General features: G+C 69.8%; 13 protein-coding genes. 2 read left to right on the forward strand and 11 right to left on the reverse strand.

The genetic code is table 11. The features are described 5' to 3' along the window. Positions 1–14: 14 nt before the first annotated feature. The 6 genes from ACPC54_RS09420 to ACPC54_RS09445 all read right to left on the reverse strand — a co-directional run bounded on the left by ACPC54_RS09420 (position 15) and on the right by ACPC54_RS09445 (position 4,503). On the reverse strand, positions 15–1,259 hold the full coding sequence (locus tag ACPC54_RS09420; protein ID WP_498962969.1) for a tetratricopeptide repeat protein: 1,245 nt from the start codon (positions 1,257–1,259) through the stop codon (positions 15–17). A gap of 36 nt (positions 1,260–1,295) precedes the next feature. Beyond that, positions 1,296–2,222: a hypothetical protein gene (locus ACPC54_RS09425; RefSeq protein ID WP_498962971.1), complete on the reverse strand. Its 927-nt coding sequence runs from the start codon at positions 2,220–2,222 to the stop codon at positions 1,296–1,298. 123 nt (positions 2,223–2,345) lie between these two features. After that, positions 2,346–2,522 carry a hypothetical protein gene (locus ACPC54_RS09430; protein ID WP_498962973.1) on the reverse strand — a complete coding sequence of 59 codons (177 nt, stop codon included), beginning with the start codon at positions 2,520–2,522 and terminating at the stop codon, positions 2,346–2,348. 285 nt (positions 2,523–2,807) lie between these two features. After that, entirely contained in the window at positions 2,808–3,656 is an 849-nt protein-coding gene (locus tag ACPC54_RS09435) for a helix-turn-helix domain-containing protein (protein ID WP_498962975.1), read from the reverse strand. Between the two features lie 9 nt (positions 3,657–3,665). Then, positions 3,666–4,178 (reverse strand): DUF6879 family protein, encoded by a 513-nt coding sequence (locus tag ACPC54_RS09440; RefSeq protein ID WP_498962977.1) that lies wholly within the window; start codon positions 4,176–4,178, stop codon positions 3,666–3,668. A 1-nt stretch (position 4,179) separates the two neighbouring features. After that, complete coding sequence (locus tag ACPC54_RS09445; protein WP_498962979.1) at positions 4,180–4,503, reverse strand: hypothetical protein; 324 nt, start codon at positions 4,501–4,503, stop codon at positions 4,180–4,182. A gap of 308 nt (positions 4,504–4,811) precedes the next feature. Between ACPC54_RS09445 and ACPC54_RS09450 the strand changes: the two genes are divergently transcribed. Both ACPC54_RS09450 and ACPC54_RS09455 read left to right on the forward strand, forming a co-directional pair. Beyond that, positions 4,812–8,261, forward strand: coding sequence for a caspase family protein (locus ACPC54_RS09450; protein WP_498962981.1), 3,450 nt, complete (start codon positions 4,812–4,814; stop codon positions 8,259–8,261). Positions 8,262–8,508: 247 nt separating this feature from the next. Further along, the gene (locus ACPC54_RS09455; RefSeq protein WP_498962983.1) at positions 8,509–9,735 is read left to right on the forward strand and encodes a S53 family peptidase; all 1,227 of its coding nucleotides are present in this window, start codon (positions 8,509–8,511) and stop codon (positions 9,733–9,735) included. Between the two features lie 69 nt (positions 9,736–9,804). Here ACPC54_RS09455 and ACPC54_RS09460 read toward each other — a convergent pair whose 3' ends face one another. Genes ACPC54_RS09460 through ACPC54_RS09480 form a run of 5 tightly spaced genes read right to left on the reverse strand, consistent with a single transcriptional unit; the run spans position 9,805 to position 15,505 of the window. Next, positions 9,805–11,565, reverse strand: a complete 1,761-nt coding sequence (locus ACPC54_RS09460; protein ID WP_498962985.1) for an FAD-dependent monooxygenase — start codon at positions 11,563–11,565, stop codon at positions 9,805–9,807. Between the two features lies 1 nt (position 11,566). Then, on the reverse strand, positions 11,567–12,334 hold the full coding sequence (gene ubiG, locus ACPC54_RS09465; protein WP_498962987.1) for a bifunctional 2-polyprenyl-6-hydroxyphenol methylase/3-demethylubiquinol 3-O-methyltransferase UbiG: 768 nt from the start codon (positions 12,332–12,334) through the stop codon (positions 11,567–11,569). A gap of 13 nt (positions 12,335–12,347) precedes the next feature. Further along, positions 12,348–14,189, reverse strand: coding sequence for an asparagine synthase (glutamine-hydrolyzing) (asnB, locus tag ACPC54_RS09470; protein ID WP_498962989.1), 1,842 nt, complete (start codon positions 14,187–14,189; stop codon positions 12,348–12,350). A gap of 57 nt (positions 14,190–14,246) precedes the next feature. Further along, the gene (locus tag ACPC54_RS09475) at positions 14,247–14,759 is read right to left on the reverse strand and encodes an SRPBCC family protein (protein ID WP_498962991.1); all 513 of its coding nucleotides are present in this window, start codon (positions 14,757–14,759) and stop codon (positions 14,247–14,249) included. 53 nt (positions 14,760–14,812) lie between these two features. Then, the gene (locus ACPC54_RS09480) at positions 14,813–15,505 is read right to left on the reverse strand and encodes a class I SAM-dependent methyltransferase (RefSeq protein ID WP_498962993.1); all 693 of its coding nucleotides are present in this window, start codon (positions 15,503–15,505) and stop codon (positions 14,813–14,815) included. Positions 15,506–15,560: the final 55 nt, after the last annotated feature.

Raw genomic sequence — 15,560 nt, forward strand, 5'->3', positions numbered from 1 at the left:
GTTGGGGTCACTCGCTACGCCGGCGCCGGCGGGAGGTCCGTGATCGCGCGCGCGGCCCGGCCGCGCGCGCGGAAGCCGAAGCTGATGAGGGTGACACGTTCTCCGGCATTGAGGGGTGTCCGGCCGTGTGGCGTGAGCGCGCCGTCGAACACGACGCAGTCGCCCGGGTCGAGATCGCATTCGAGGTGGCCGTCAGCGGTGATGAAGACGGTGTTGCTCACCTGGGGAGCACCGGTGGGACGCGCGTGTTTGAGGCAAAGGATCAGGTTGGCGTCACCGAAGCCGAACTCGTCCAGGTGGAAGTCGAGGTACTGCCCTTCCTCCGTGTAGGCGATGTAGACGGCGGTGTGCGGCTGCTCGACCGCCAGTCCGCTGGAGCGCGCTACGACTGCGGCGAGATCGACCTGTTCGGTGAAGTGGTTCGCGGCGTCGCTGACGGCGGCGTTCCACTTGCCGTTGTGGAGGTATCCGTCAGCGGCGACGACCCTCTCCGCCTCCTCCGCCATCGCGGTGATCAGCTCGGCGGGGAACGGCTGGTCGCGCAGGTGGCGCGGGTGTACGCGCTGGTGCCCGCTGAGACCGCGCACAGCGTCCCGGACGGTCGGGAAGTCCTCCTCCCACCGGGTCGGCGTTCGGGCCGTCGTGCGGGACCGAAGCCAGGAGGTCCACCGACCGCTCCACCGGCTCGGTGTCGCGTCGTCTGCCGCTGGTGCGGCTGCCTGGCCGATCAGCAGCTCGACCCGGTCGAGTGCGGCCTGCGTGGACTCGACCAGCTCGGAGTCCCCTTTGGCGATCCGCAGCCGCAGGGCCTCTTGGAGGTGGCCCTGGGCGTCCGCGAGGTCGCCGCGCTCCATGAGGTGCTTGCCGGTGTGCTGGAGGGCGAAGTCGACGAGTTCCGGGTGCCGGCTTCGCGCGGTGTTCAGCGCGCTGCGGTAGAGCGCGTCCGCAGCGTCCGCGTCCCCGGCGTAGCGGTGGGCGTCGGCGAGGTTGAGCCCGGTGGCGACGACGGCCTGGGTGTTCCCGATCGCTGCAGCGAGGTCGAGCGACTGCCGAAGGAACGTACGGGCCTCGTCGTGGTTGCCCAGGCTCAGCTGTCCGATGCCGATCCATCTGGTCAGGACCCGAGTGCGAGCGGGGTCGGTGGCCTCCGGCAAGTCCCGCAGTTCCTGGTGGAGTCGGCTGACCGCGCTGGTGAGCTCGCTTCGGTCGGTGGGGACCATCCGAAGGTGATCGTCCTGGGTGATGAGGTGCTGGAGCACTGGACCTTCCCTTGTTCGGCTCAGCTCGGCGGGGCACTACAGCTGGTCGGTCTGCCGGCGGAGGTCGGCGAGCAACTCCACCCCGTGCGGGGAGAATTGGTCACTCAGGAGTTCGAGTTCGCGCATCAGGAAGCGGACAGCCGGCAGCCCCTCGTCGTAGGCGGCCTGGAAGCAGGAACGCTCGTCGGCGGTCAGGTCGCGGCGGTCGAGTTCCGTCCGGCGGAACCGCAGCAGCTGGTTGTACACGCAGGTCGCGTGGAAGGCCCGGTCCACCTCCCAGAACTGGTTGCGCGCGATGCCCTGACCGGTGCGCCACTCGATCTCGATCTTGGGGGACTCCTGGGACGAGTACCCCTCGGCGAAGACCTGATGCTGGAGGATGTGGAAACTGATCGACTGGTGCGTCCCCTCGTGCAGCAGGTTCTCGGCGAGGAAGAGGGGAGACGGCTCGGGGCTGACGGTGTTCGGCGGGATGTGGTGCCGGGCCTTCTCGGAGAACACGATGACGTACGGGAGCGCCGGGTCGCTGGAACTGGTCAAGGAGGAGCTGCGGACGCCGGGCTTGAGGCCCACCCACAGCAGCCCGCGGACGAATTCGCGCAGGTGGGCGAACCCGTCGGGGTGGACCAGCGACAGGCGGTCCAGGGCCTGGGTCAGCGCCGTGCGGCGCTCGGCGGTGTGCTCGGCGATCTCGTAGTTCGTCAGGTTGATCTCGTCGGCGATCTCCCCGGGAAGCGTGGCGTCGAACCAGTCGAAGGACGCGCCGGCCACGGTCACGGGCTCGCTGCGCAGGGAACGGGCGTGCTTCGCGTAGGGGGTGCCCGATTTCACCAGGCGCTCCATCAGGACGAACGGTAGAGCCGGCTCGGCGCCCTGCTCGCGGATCCGGATCAGATCCGGGTCCTTCCGGTCGAGGTCGAAGAAGGAGCCGGCGGGGACGCGGGTGGCAATCGTGGTCGACACGATGGACTCTCCTCGGGCGAAACGTGCGGATGGCGGATCAGGGCATGGCGGGCCGACTCGGACCGACCAGCCGGGTCGGCCCGCCATGCCGTCAACCAGGCGGCATCAGTGCGGAACCCGAGGTCAGACCTCGGTGTCCGCCGGGGCGAAGTCGCCGTCCGGGACGGAGTGGTCCAAGCGGCGGGTCAGGGACGCGACGGACACCGCCGGGGCGAAGTCGCCGTCCGGGACGGAGTGGTCCAAGCGGCGGGTCAGGTTGGTGACCTCCGGGTCACCGGGCGTGATGATGGCGGTACTCATGTGCCTCTCCCATCGGGTTGGCTCTGCCTGCCCGGGTGCGGGCGGGCAGTCTTGTGGAGTGGTGCGGCCCGGCCGGACGGAGACCCTTTCCTGCAGGCCGGGGGCTTATGGGCGTCCAGCTGGCGCAGGCGGGAGTCGGAGGCGGTGGCCGGATGCGACCAGCGCCGTTGCCAGGCGCGCTGCGCTTCGCTCGGGGCCTGGTCGCCCTGGTGGCGGGGCTTCGTGATAGACCGTAGAGGTTTCAGCGAGACGCTCTCCAGCAAGTTGCACGCAGTTGCACAGCAGTCACCCGAGAGAGTCAATTGCCTCTGTGATCAGGGTGCGAGCGGCGGCACCGCGCACGGCATCTGCGGACAGCTCCCCGAACCGGCTGACGTACATGGCGACTTCGGAAGGCTGTGTGATCTGGAGATACCCGGAGACGAGTTCGACGTTGGCCTGTGACGAGTCGTAGAGCGAGAACGCTTCGACGTGCATCGAGTGACGCGAATAGCCCCTCGGAACGATTCCCAGGCTCACGTTCGCCAGGGATGCGACAGCGATCAGGTGCGCGAGCTGGCCGGCGGCTACCTCCGTGCCGCCAAGGCCGTGATACAGGCATGCCTCTTCGATGATGAAGGCGAAGGTCTTCCCGTGGTCTCTCAGGATCTCCTGTCGCTCCATACGCACCTGCACGGCCTCTTCCACGTCGTCCACGGCAACACGACGGCGTTGGGTGGCCTGGAGTACCGAGCGGGTGTAGTCCCGGGTCTGGAGGAGACCGTGCAGGATACCGGGTGTGTACGCCCGGAACCGCGTGGTTCGCTCGTACAAGGGCAGGACCATCGCTTGGGCGCGCTTGAGACCGCTCTGCTCCATGCGTCGCCACTCGGTGAACATGGTCTCTACCGAGTGGAGGGAAGCCACCAGGTCTGCGGCCTGGTCGTCTGCTCCGCAGGCCCGGCACCAAACCCTGATGTCCCGCTCGGACGGTGCGGTGATCGCATTCTCGATACGGGAGCACTTCGACTTGCTCCAACCGCACGCGAGGGCGAGACCAGGCCCGGTAAGCCCGGAGTCCTTGCGGATCTCCTTGAGCCGTTCGGCCAGGGCTTTCCGGGCCTGCTGAACGCTCGATGAGCGAGAGGTGCGCATCTCGTTCGGTTATTTGAGCACGTAGTCCTCGTGCGGAGTCGCCCTGTACCACACGGTCTCGAAGGCGTTCTTCACGAGCTGAACGACGTCAGGTTCGGTCGTCCAGTGCCGGTCCACCACATCCCCGTCACCCGAGAAGAAGGTGAACATGATCTTGGAGTCATCGAACATCCACAGGTCGGTTCCGGGCAGGGCGATGTTTGCCGCCAGCCGGCGTGGAAGCCATCGAACCTGCTCGCCGATGGCCACGTTGAGGAATGTCACGTGGTGCTCGTAGCGGATGTACTCCGTGACCGGCTCGGAGACGATCCGAGCCCGGCGCAAGACCACGCCACGGTTGATCACCTCTCCGGCGAACCTGGCCCAGTTCTGGAACCACTCCGGCCGGTCGTCCGGGCTGTAGCGAAGGCCCTCCCGATAGCGCCGGAACTGCGGGTCGTTCGGCGTGTAGTTGTCGCGCATCTCCAGGTGCACGGCAGAGAACTTGGCCTCGGCCATGGCCATGGCGATCGGGTTGGCCACGCTATTCCTTCTCGTCCTCTTGAGTGGCCAGCCTTGCGGCGAGGTCCACGATGAATTTGATCATTTCTTCCGGCAGACGGATCACGGTCTCGTGGTCAGGCACGTCGGTAGAGTGCCCGGGGATCGAACCGACCTCCTTGCAGCGACTCAAGTCCCCTTCGCTGGCCTTGTAGGACTGGATGAGCAGGTCACCGTTCTCCGGGTCGCGCCAGATCGTCGGCGAGTCAACCTCTGGCGTGTTGGAGATGATCCCGATGAACTGTAGAGGCTCCACGATGCTCCCTGTGACTCTGGGTCCGCGCAGTTGCGCAATCGGTGGGCTCATCCTGGCGCGTGCACGACCGGCCTGTCAGGCGTTTCCACTTCTGCTCCGCGGTGGGTGTCGGCTTTGGGTTCACCGTCACCGAGCACGCCCACGGGGGGTTGGTCGACCGTCCGGCCTCCGGCTTCAGGGGTACACCCTGACGCCGGACGGGGATGGTGCTCGGGGGGATATTCTGTGGCGGCGGTCGATATTCCAAGTCGGCTGGCAGGCATGATCGTTGGGGGAGCTGGGGGAATGGTGGGCGAGCCGGAGAGTGGTACGGAGTCCGAGACCCGGGGGGCCCGGGGGATCGCTTTCGTCTTCGGTCAGTGATCGACCGGGTGGGCAGATTCTCGGCGCTGCTGATCGGGGCCGCCGACTACGTCACGGACCCCCTGCCGTTTGTGCCCCGGGACTTGGAGCACCTGGGCGAGGCCCTGGAAGCGCGAGGGGTGGGCGTCCAGCTGCCCCGACCCCGGGAGGGCGCCCAGGTCACGCGGAACTTCGTCATCGGCGAGGTGAGCAGCTTCCTCGCGCGTGCCGAACCGGGCGACCGGCTGGTGATCGGCCTGAGCGGGCACGGCGTACACGCGAACGGGCATGACTACCTGGTGCCCGAGGACATCCACCTGGGGCAGAGCCCGTACAGCTCGGGGTGCATAAGGATCGGCTGGCAGCAGGAGCTGCAGGAGACCGACGCCACCCAGGTGCTGTTCCTGATCGACGCCTGTCGGCAGGGCATCCGGGACAGCATGGGGCCGCCGCGGGGGTGGTCTGCGAGCAGGATGCGCACCGTGGCGAATCGGAAGGTCGCGCGGCTGTACGCCTGCGCACCAGGGGAGTTGTCGCGGTTCGTGACCGTCGAGGAGTCGACGGCCAGCTCGGGTGACGGTTCGTTCAGCCTGTTTTCGCGGGCGGTCCGCGATGTCCTGCTCTCGCACGAGGGGCCGCTGAACCTGGACGAGCTGCGGGCGAAGGTGCACGGGCGGGTCAATGCGCTGCACCACGAGCACCGGAAGGCCGGCCGGGCGCAGGAGGTCCGGCTGCTCACGGAGGCGGTGCACAAGAACTTCGTGGTCGTGGGGGAGTTGAGGACGCGCCCGGTGCCGGTCCTCGACAGCGGGGCAGCGCCGGAGGTTCCGCCGGCGCCGGTGGTCAAGGACCCGGCCAAGCTGATGGCGGACGCCCTGCACCAGGTGGCCACCTCCGGACGAACGGAGTTTCTGGAGGAGTTCGCCGTCATGGGCTCCACCGCGGGCCTGCTGGAGCTGAGCGGCCTGGCCATGCCGCGCCCGGCACTGGACGCGATGTGGACGGCGGCGGTGCGAGGCCGCGACATCGAATCGCTGGTCGAGCTGACGGGCGCCCTGCACGGCGCCGGCCGGCCCGACCTCGCGCACCGGATCGTCGAGTCGGTGGTCGGTGCGCGCCCGGACGAGGCGGCCGGGTTTGCGGCCCTGCTCGGGAACCGCGGACCGGCTGATCTGCTGCCGATCGTGTTCACCGCACTCTGCTCGGCGAATGTCGATCAGGTGGCGGACTTCCTCCGGGCGGCGCAGGGGGATGGCGGGGGCAGCCTGCTGTCGATGCTCGCGGCGAGCTGTCCCGTGGCGGAGTTGAGCCTGCTGATCGCGAGGGTGGTCGACGACAGCTCCTGCCGCAGCGTGTACGCCGATCTCTGGCAGCGCGCGGCCGAGCACCGCCCGATGGCCGACCTGCTGACCATGTTGGAGGACATGCCGGAGGCGGCCCAGCCCGCACTACTGGACTGGCTCGTCAGGGCGTGCCGCGTGCCGGGAGATCTCGCCGAACTCGTCGAGATGCCCGGACACCCGGCCTTGCGCGAGCGCCTGGGCGGTCGGGCTGCGGTTGGTCTCCGCGCGTACGACGACGCCGTGCTGAAGGACGTGCTCGCCGAACTCGGTTCGCGGGGGTGGGAAGCGGGATCGTGCCTGCTGATCACGCGGATCGTCCGAACCAGGACGCCGTTGCAGCAGGCCGTTCTCGTGGTCGGGTTGGAGGCGGACGGCCACGGGCGGCAGGCCAGGGCGTTGATCACCGGTGCGTGCGGTGAGCGGGACACGGAGAGTGTGGGAGCGCTCGCCGAGGAGTTGCTGAGCGGTCCGCAACCGCAGCTCGGAGAGGACGTCCTGGACCACGCGGCCCAGCGGTGGCAGACCGGCGATCTGGTCTGGCTGTGGCGGCGGTTGGCAGCGACGGGTGTGCGAACGGGCAGTCAGCCGATCGCTCGGGGCGCCGGGTACCTGCTGTCCCGTGCCGTCGACGTGTGCTCGCCGGAGCAGGCGGCGGACCTGTTGCTCGCGCTCGACGCCGAGCCGCACGGCGATCCGGCGTTGCTTGGGCAGCTGCTCGACTGCTACCTGGCGGGCCGCGCGCCGGAGGACTTCGCGGCCCGGATCATTCTGCTGCGGGGCGCTCGACCCGGAAGCCTCGTGGCCCTGCGTGTCTCCGACGTGGTGTGGGCGAACGCCCCCGTGCTCTTCCACGCGGCCGAGCGGATGCGTGGTTCCGAGGTCGTCACCGCGAGCCTGCTGGCCGTGTGGATGAGCGGTACACCGGTGGTGCTGCCGGCGCTTCTGGGCCTTCTGGCAGGGCTGCGCATGTCCGGCGGCCAGAGCACGGCGAACTTCGTCCGGGACACGGCGGTGCGTTCGCAGCGACCGGACGTGGTGGCCTCGTATCTGGTGACGTTCCAGACCGCCTCCCGGGGTGACTTCGCGGAGGCCTGCCGGGCCTTGGGCGGTCGGGCGGCGAGGGAAGTCGCCGAGGTGCTGGTCGCCTTCGCGGGGCTGGGGGGCGGAGTCGGTGGCTTCGCCTCGTGGTACAGCCCGGCGGTCGAACAGGACCGGTGCCGGGAGCTGCTGTGCGAGCTGCTCGATCGGGGGGAGGACTGGCTGGCCTCGGAGGTGTTGAGCGTCGTCCCGTGGCTCGGCGTGACGGGACCGATGGCGGCTCTGTTCCTCGACGCGGACCGGCACGGAGTCCGTCAGGTGGAGCTGCTGAGTGCATGGGTCGCTGTGGCCCTGTACCCACCCCTGACGGTCGAGCTGATCGAGTATCTCGGCCGACACGGGGCCCCGCCCCGGATCTGCGACTCCCTGATCCGGGCGCTCGCCCGGTCGGAGAACGCCTGCGCCGGGTGGATTTGGCTGCAGAGCGTGGGGCGGTTCGAGCGCGCGGCCGGACTGCTCGATTCGGCCCCACGTGAAGTGAACATCGGAGCCTGGTACCGGGACTTGGTCACCACCCCGGTGGAGATCGACCACTCGGCGATGGAAGAGGCATCGGGGGCCGATGTCCCGCTGAGCAGAATGTGGCTCGCGCCGAGCAGGTCCGCACTGGCGGCGGCGGTCCTGTTCCGGCCGCCGCCGGAGGTCGTCGAGGTGCTGGCCCGGGTGGCCGTGGCGGGCGAACAGGCAGCCCTTGAGGAACTGTGGCGAGTCCTGGCCGTGGCTCGGTCGGTGTGCGAACTCGTCTCGGTGCTGGAGACGCTGGTGCTCCACGAGCAGCATGACGATGTCCGCGGGATCGTCGACGCCGTGCTCGCGGAGGAGCCGCGCAGGGTGGCCGAGTTCCTGCACCACCTCGGCGGCGCCCGACTCGACGCGGATTTCGAGCGGGCGATCGCGGTGGTCGGGGAGCTGCGCGGCGCGGATTTGGGCGCGATCAGGTCTGCCCTGGCGGAGCTGGGTGACGAGAACGCGCTGCGGCGGATCGACGCATCGTCGCCCAAGCGCTGGTTCCGCCGGAAGGGCTGATGGCGGATTCAGGCCATGCCCTGTTTTCCGTCCTGATGTTCTGTTTATGAAGTGGCCCCCACATCCGACCAGCCTTGTGTAAAGGACTGGTCTTATCTTCTGTTCACCTGTTGTTCGGGTTGTCGGGACCTCGCTAACTTCAGCGCCAGCTTCCTCCAGTCGCGCACCGGCGGACCCAAGCATCTCGCCGGTCTGACCTGGTATCAGCCGTTGTGCCCCCCGTTCCCCCTCAACAGGAGGCAGTTCCTTGCGTACCCCCACGTCCGCAGTCGCCCGCAAGTCCGTTCTCGCCGTTGCCGGTGCCGCCGCTCTCGCGATATCCAGCTTCGCCGCCGCCGCTCCGGCCGGTGCCGCGCCGACCGTGTACTCCAAGGGCGGCACGTCCTGGGTCCGGGCCTGTGACACGCTCGCCAAGGGCGACACGGTGTCCTGCCACGCGTTGAAGGTCGTCAACGCGCCCCAGCAGCTGACCCCGAACGCGACGCCGTCCGGGTTCGGGCCGAGCGACCTGCTGAGCGCCTACAACCTGCCGGCCAACGGCGGGGCGGGGATGACGATCGCGATCGTCGACGCCTACGACGACCCGAACGCCGAGTCGGACATGAACGCCTACCGCGCGCAGTTCGGCCTGCCGTCCTGCACCACCGCGAGCGGCTGCTTCAAGAAGGTCAACGAGACCGGCGGCACCAAGTACCCGCGGGCCAGCAGCAGCTGGGCCGGCGAGATCTCGCTCGACCTGGACATGGTGTCGGCCATCGCGCCGAACGCGCACGTCATCCTGGTCGAGGCGAGCACCGCGAACATGACCGACCTGGGCACCAGCGTCAACACGGCCGTGAAGCTCGGCGCGAAGTTCGTGTCCAACAGCTACGGCGGCGCCGAGTCCTCCACCGACCTGAGCTACGACAACACCTACTTCAACCACCCGGGCGTCGCGATCACCGTCTCGGCCGGCGACAGCGCGTACGGCGCGCAGTACCCCGCCTCCTCGCCGAACGTCACGGCGGTCGGCGGCACCGCGCTGCACCGCGACTCCTCGGCCCGCGGCTGGAGCGAGTCGGTGTGGAACACCAGCGCCACCGAGGGCACCGGCTCCGGCTGCTCGGCGTACGAGCCGAAGCCGACCTGGCAGAAGGACACCGGCTGCTCCCACCGCACCGTCTCGGACGTGTCGGCCGTCGCCGACCCGGCCACCGGCGTCGCGGTGTACCAGACGTACGGCGGCTCGGGCTGGTCGGTGTACGGCGGCACCAGTGCCTCCTCGCCGATCATCGCGGGCGTGTACGCGCTGGCCGGCACCCCGGCCGCGAGCATTCCGGCGGCGGACGGCTACAGCCACACCTCGGCGCTGAACGACGTCACCACCGGCTCGAACGGCACCTGCTCGCCGTCCTACCTGTGCACCGCGGGCACCGGCTACGACGGCCCGACCGGCAACGGCACCCCGAACGGCCTTGCGGCCTTCACCGGCTGATGAGGTAAAAAGGACCGAGTGCCCGTCCCCCCACCACGCAGGGGGGACGGGCACTCAGGCGTTCGGACGTCAGACCCGCGCGGAGTGCACCACGCTCGCCAGGACCTTCGGCAGCTCCGCGGCCGTCTCGGCCGTCTGGGCCCGCCAGGCGACGTGGCCGTCCGGGCGGACCAGCACGCAGCCGTCGGCCGCGACCTCGCGCAGCCGCTCCCACTGCCCGTACGGGTCGCGCAGGCCCTCGGTGGCGCCGATCACCCGGACGGTGACCTCGACGCCGGTGAGGCGCGCGGCCTCCCGGGCGGCGTCGTGCCAGGGGGCACCGCCGCGGCCGGTGAGCAGGACGAAGCGGCCGCGGCCGGTGATGTCCAGGGTGGAGCGGCGGTGGCCGCCGTCCTCCAGCCAGGCGTGCGGCACGCGGGCGCCGGGCCAGGTGGTGGCCTGGTAGTACAGCTCGGGGTCGCGCTCGGGGGCCGGCTCGGCGGTGCCGTCGTCGACCCGGGCGCCGCCGCGGTAGCGGTAGCCGATCTCCACACCGTGGGCGTTGGCCTGGTAGTTGATCCGGTCGGTGGCGGCGGCCAGGGCGGCGCGGCGGGCGTCGGCCTCCTCGCCGTCGTCGCCGAGGGAGCGCAGCAGCTCCCACTGCTCGGCGGCGCTCTGCTCGGCGGTGTAGCCCAGCGCGGCGGGGATGCCGAGGAAGTCCATCATGCTGCGCACCGCGCGGTCGACGACCTGGCCGCCGACCGGCTGCCGCTCCTCCTGGTAGGTGTCGAGCAGGCTCGGGTCGGCGGTGCCGTCCAGGACCAGCTTGAGCTTCCAGCAGAGGTTGAAGGAGTCGGCGACGGCCGTGTTGAGGCCGAGGCCGTTGGTGGGCGGCATCTGGTGGACGGCGTCGCCGACGCAGAACACCCGGCCGGTGCCGTAGCGCGGGGCGACGGTGGCGTTGACCTCCCAGGGGGAGACCCGCTTGACCGTGATCGGCACGACCGGGTCGCCGATGCTCTCCCGCAGGTGGTCGACGATCTCGGCGTGGTCCTCCGGGTCGAAGGAGTCGCCGTCCTTGAAGAACCGCAGGTACATCCACTCGTTCCACGGGCGGACGTTGACGAACACCCGGCCGTCCTCGGGCGGGTTGCCGGGGACGGCGCCGATGTACAGGATGCCGGGGCGGTGGGCGCTGTAGCGGGAGAGGTCGGCCTCGAACCAGATGGACGCGACCTTGGACAGGCCGGTGGCGCCCTCGACGGTCAGCCCGGCCTGCTCCATGACCTTGCTGCGGGCGCCGTCCGCGCCGATCACGTAGTCGGCGCGCACGGTGTAGGTCAGGCCGGACTGCCGCTCGGCTATCACCGCGGTGACGCCGTCCTCGTCCTGTTCCATGCTCAGGAACTCGTGGCCGAAGCGCAGTTCGCCGACGCCGGCCTCGCGGACCTGGTCCACGAGCAGCGGCTCCAGCAGGTGCTGCGGCAGGTTGCACATCAGGCTGGGGCTGGCGGCCTGGTAGTCGCCGACCCGGTCCGGGCCGTTGCCGTAGGCGCCGAGGCGGCTGACCTCGGGGCCGGAGAACGTCGTCATGAAGACGAAGTCGGCGAGGAGTTCGCGCGGCGCGGCCTGGGCGAGCACGGCCTGCTCGGCGCCGAGGTCGCGGAAGATCTCGCCGGTGCGCTGGTTGAGCAGGTGGGCGCGCGGGGTGTGCGCGGTGCCCGGGTACTTGCCGACCGCGAGGTGGCGCACGCCGTAGCGGGAGAGCGCCAGCGAGGCGACCAGGCCGGCGGGGCCGGCTCCGACGATCAGGACGGGGACGCGGACGTCAGGGATGGTGCGGTCGTTCAACTTAGGAAGCCTTCCTTGCGTACCCGCCGTAGACCACGGAGGTGTCCTTGTGCTCGGTGAGCTGGAACCGGCGGCCCAGCTCACCGTAGGTGATCTTGCCCTTGGCCCGCAGCCGAATGTCGCGAAGGACCTGGAACTGCGACCGGTTGGAGGCGAAGCCGACCAGGTCCTTGTTGTCCAGCCCGTGCCGGCGGAAGACCGCGTGCAGCTCCTCGGGCTTGATGAAGGCAGCCCAGTCGTGCAGGTCCTTCGGCGCGAAGCTGGTGGACTTCCAGTCCTGCGCCATCTTGATCATGGCGAGCTTGGACTGGAAGGTCCGGTTGATCGTGTCGTAGAGGTAGTAGGAGCCGGGCTTCAGCACCCGGACCGCCTCGGAGACGGCCTTGTCCACCGAGGTGACGTGCTCCAGCGTGTCGCAGCAGTACACCAGGTCGAAGCTGGCGTCCTCGAAGGGCAGTTCCTCGGCGACGCCCTGCAGGTAGGTGATCTCCAGCCCGGACTGCTTCGCGTGCGCGGCCGCGGCCTCCAGCGAGGGGCCGGACGGGTCCATCCCGGTGACGTGCGCGCCGACGCCGGCCCACAGCTCGGCCAGCAGGCCGCCGCCGCAGCCGATGTCCAGCACCTTCAGGCCCTTGGGGTCGATCCCGAGCCGGGTCAGCACCTTCTGGAAGTACTGGAACCGGGCCGGGGTGAACGCCTCCAGCGTCGCGAACGGCTGGTCGTCGTTCCACCAGGAGAGGTTGTTGTAGACGTCGTTGTCGACAGCCATGGTCGCGAACTCCTCAGGAGAGCTTGATGGTCGGGCGGTAGAGGTCGAGCCAGACGGCCAGGTCGAGGACGCGCTCGAAGGCCTCCCGCTCGTCCCGGCTGACGGCCTCGGCCGCGGAGTGCGCGGCACCGGTGAGTGCCGTGCGGTCGAAGAACTCGACCGCCTGGTGGTCGCCGGACAGCAGCTCGCCGACCTGGCGCTGCAACTCGGCAACGTAGCGCAGCTCCTGGGTGTTCGGGTAGAGCGCCTTCCGACGCTCCAGCACCGAGCGCGGCAGCACGTCCGAGACGGCGGCGCGCAGCAGGCTCTTCTCGCGGCCGTCGAAGGTCTTCATCGCCCACGGCGTGTTGAAGACGTACTCCACCAGCCGGTGGTCGCAGAACGGCACCCGCACCTCCAGGCCGACCGCCATGCTCATCCGGTCCTTGCGGTCCAGGAGCTGGCCGAGCAGGCTGGTCAGGTGCACGTAGCAGAACCGGCGCATCCGCTGCTCGTGCGCGGACTCGCCCGGCACGACCGGGAGTTCGGCGACGGTGTCGGCGTAGCGCTGCGCCCAGTAGCCGGGCACGTCGAGGGTGCGCAGCAGCAGGTCCGGGTTGATCAGCTTGGTGGGGTGGGACTTGGGGACGAGGCCGGAGGCGGTCACCCAGGGGAACATCTCCACTTCCTGGACGGCCGGGAGGTGGAACCACGGGTAGCCGCCGAAGATCTCGTCGGCGGACTCGCCGGACAGCGCGACCGTCGAGTGCTGCCGGATCGCCTTGAACAGCAGATACAGCGAGTTGTCGGCCTCGCCGAAGCCGAACGGCAGGTCGCGCGCGGTGACGGTGGCCCGGCGGACCTCGGGGTTGGCCAGCTCCTGGTGGTCGAGCCGGATGTCGTGGTGCTCGGTACCGATGTGCTCGACGACGGCGCGGGCGAACGGCGCGTCCTGCGAGCCGCGCCAGTCGTCCGGGCGGAACGCCTCGGGCTGCTCGAAGTCGACGGTGAAGGTGCGGGCCCGCTCGCCCCAGGTGGCCATCTTCCGGCCGGCCAGCGCGGTGAGGGCGCTGGAGTCGAGCCCGCCGGAGAGCAGCACGCACTGCGGGACGTCGGCGACCAGCTGCTTGGCGACGCTGTCCTCCAGCAGCTCCCGGACGTGCCGCACGGTGGTCTCGGTGTCGTCGCGGTGCTCGGCGACCTCCAGCCGCCAGTACACGTGCTCGCGCAGGCCGGAGCGGTCGACGGTCACCATGGTGCCCGGCTTGACCTCGTGCATGCCCGCCCAGACCGAGCGGCCGGGCTCCTTGACGAAGCCGAACAGCTCGCGGAAGCCGTCGGTGTCGACCACCGGCGAGACCGCCGGGTGGGCGAGCAGCACCTTGGCCTCGGAGCCGAACAGCACGCCGTGCTCGGTGGGGTGGTAGTAGAGCGGCTTGATGCCGAGCCGGTCGCGCACCAGCACCAGCCGGTCCACCCGGCCGTCCCACAGGCCGAAGGCGTACATGCCGTTGAGCTTGTCGGCGAGCTCCAGGCCCCACTCCAGGTAGCCGCGCAGGACCACCTCGGTGTCGCTGGAGGTGCGGAACTCGTGGCCGCGGCGGCGCAGTTCGTCGCGCAGCTCGGTGAAGTTGTAGGCCTCGCCGCTGTACGTCAGCGCGACCGGGCCGTCCGGCGTCTCGACCACCATGGGCTGCACGCCGCCCGCGAGGTCGATCACCGCGAGCCGGCGGTGCCCCAGGGCGGCGCAGCGCGACACCCAGGTGCCGCCGGCGTCCGGGCCGCGGCAGACCATGGTCTCGGTCATGGCCCGCAGGGCGGGCAGTTCACGTTCGAGGTCGAGCTGGAAGTCGATCCAGCCGGCGATCCCGCACATTCGCGTGTTCCTTCGTTCGGGAGAGGGGGAGCCGGGGGCTGGACGCCCCCGAAGGGGTCAGCGCAGCGCGTCGCGCTGCCGCCCGGCCATGTAGGTGGCCAGGCCGTCGATGTGCGAGCGCCCGGTGGGCTCGAAGAAGAAGCGGTCGAACACGCCCGCCAGGAACGAGTACGGGCGGTTCAGCTCGGCGGCCCAGCGCCAGCTGAACCGGGCGCCGGCCTCGGTGGGTTCGACGACGTAGTCCTCGACCAGGCTGCGGAAGATCGGGCTGGTCCCCTCGGTGGCGGTGAAGGTCTTGCGGGTGCCCTCCTCCCAGCGGTAGAACCGCTCGCGCAGGACGAGACCGCTGTTCATCTCGATCTCCCGGGTGGTGCCGACGCCGAACGGGCGCGGCGAGGTCCAGGTCAGCTGCCGCATGCCCTTGGTCCAGCTCGACACGCCGTCGCCGACGAGGGCGTCCCAGGTCTCCTCGGCGGAGAACGGAACCTCGACGGAACGGGCGTGGTACAGCGGGGCGGAGGCGAACAGCGAGTCGTCGGCCTCCTCGATCGGATACCAGCGGCGGGCCATGGGGACGGGTCCTTTCCCGGGGATGAACGGTCGGTGCGTCGGAGGGGCGGGGGTTACGGCTTGCGGCCGCGGAAGAGCGCGACGCTGCCGCGCGTCACCAGGTCGAACTCGTCGAAGTTCTGCTTGAGCTGGTCGCGCAGGTCGGCCAGGTCGTCCTCGTCGTTGTGGAAGACGCCCTTCTGGTTGAGGTTCTTCATCAGCCAGCGGCCGGCGCCGGAGACCGGCACCCCGGAGGAGAGGATGGTGTGGCCGAACACGGTGCCGCCGGAGCGGACGGCGGTGGCCGCGTGCTTGATCGCCACGCCCTTCTCGCGCAGGCTGCCGGGGACGCAGTGCAGCAGGAAGCTCAGCGAGGCCGAGTCGTGGCTGCCCTCGGGGACGGGGATCGGCTCCAGGCAGTTGGCGACCACCTTGGTGGTCTTGAAGTGCGCGAGCCGCTGCGCGGCGAAGTCGAGGGTGCTGGGGTTGAGGTCGGCCAGCGTGATCTCGGGGTTCGACACGGGGAAGCGGGCCCGGTCCAGCAGGTAGCCGGTGCCGACGCCGATCTCCAGGTGCTTGGCGCCGAGGCAGGTGTTGTACATCTTCAGGAAGTCGCGCGGCGAGGCGCGCCAGAACAGCGGGGCGCTGCCGCGGAAGACCATGAAGTCGTAGAAGGCCAGGTTGCGGCCGTGGTAGGGGGACTGCCCGTCGTCGACCGCCTGCTCCAGGGAGACGCCGGGGCGGTAGTCGTGGTCGGTGCTGGTCATGGTGCTCTCTTCCGGTTCGGGTCGGGCTGCCGGGTCGGCGGGTCGGGCAGTCGGT

The organism is Kitasatospora sp. NPDC094028 (assembly GCF_049543595.1).
Lineage (GTDB): Bacteria > Actinomycetota > Actinomycetes > Streptomycetales > Streptomycetaceae > Kitasatospora.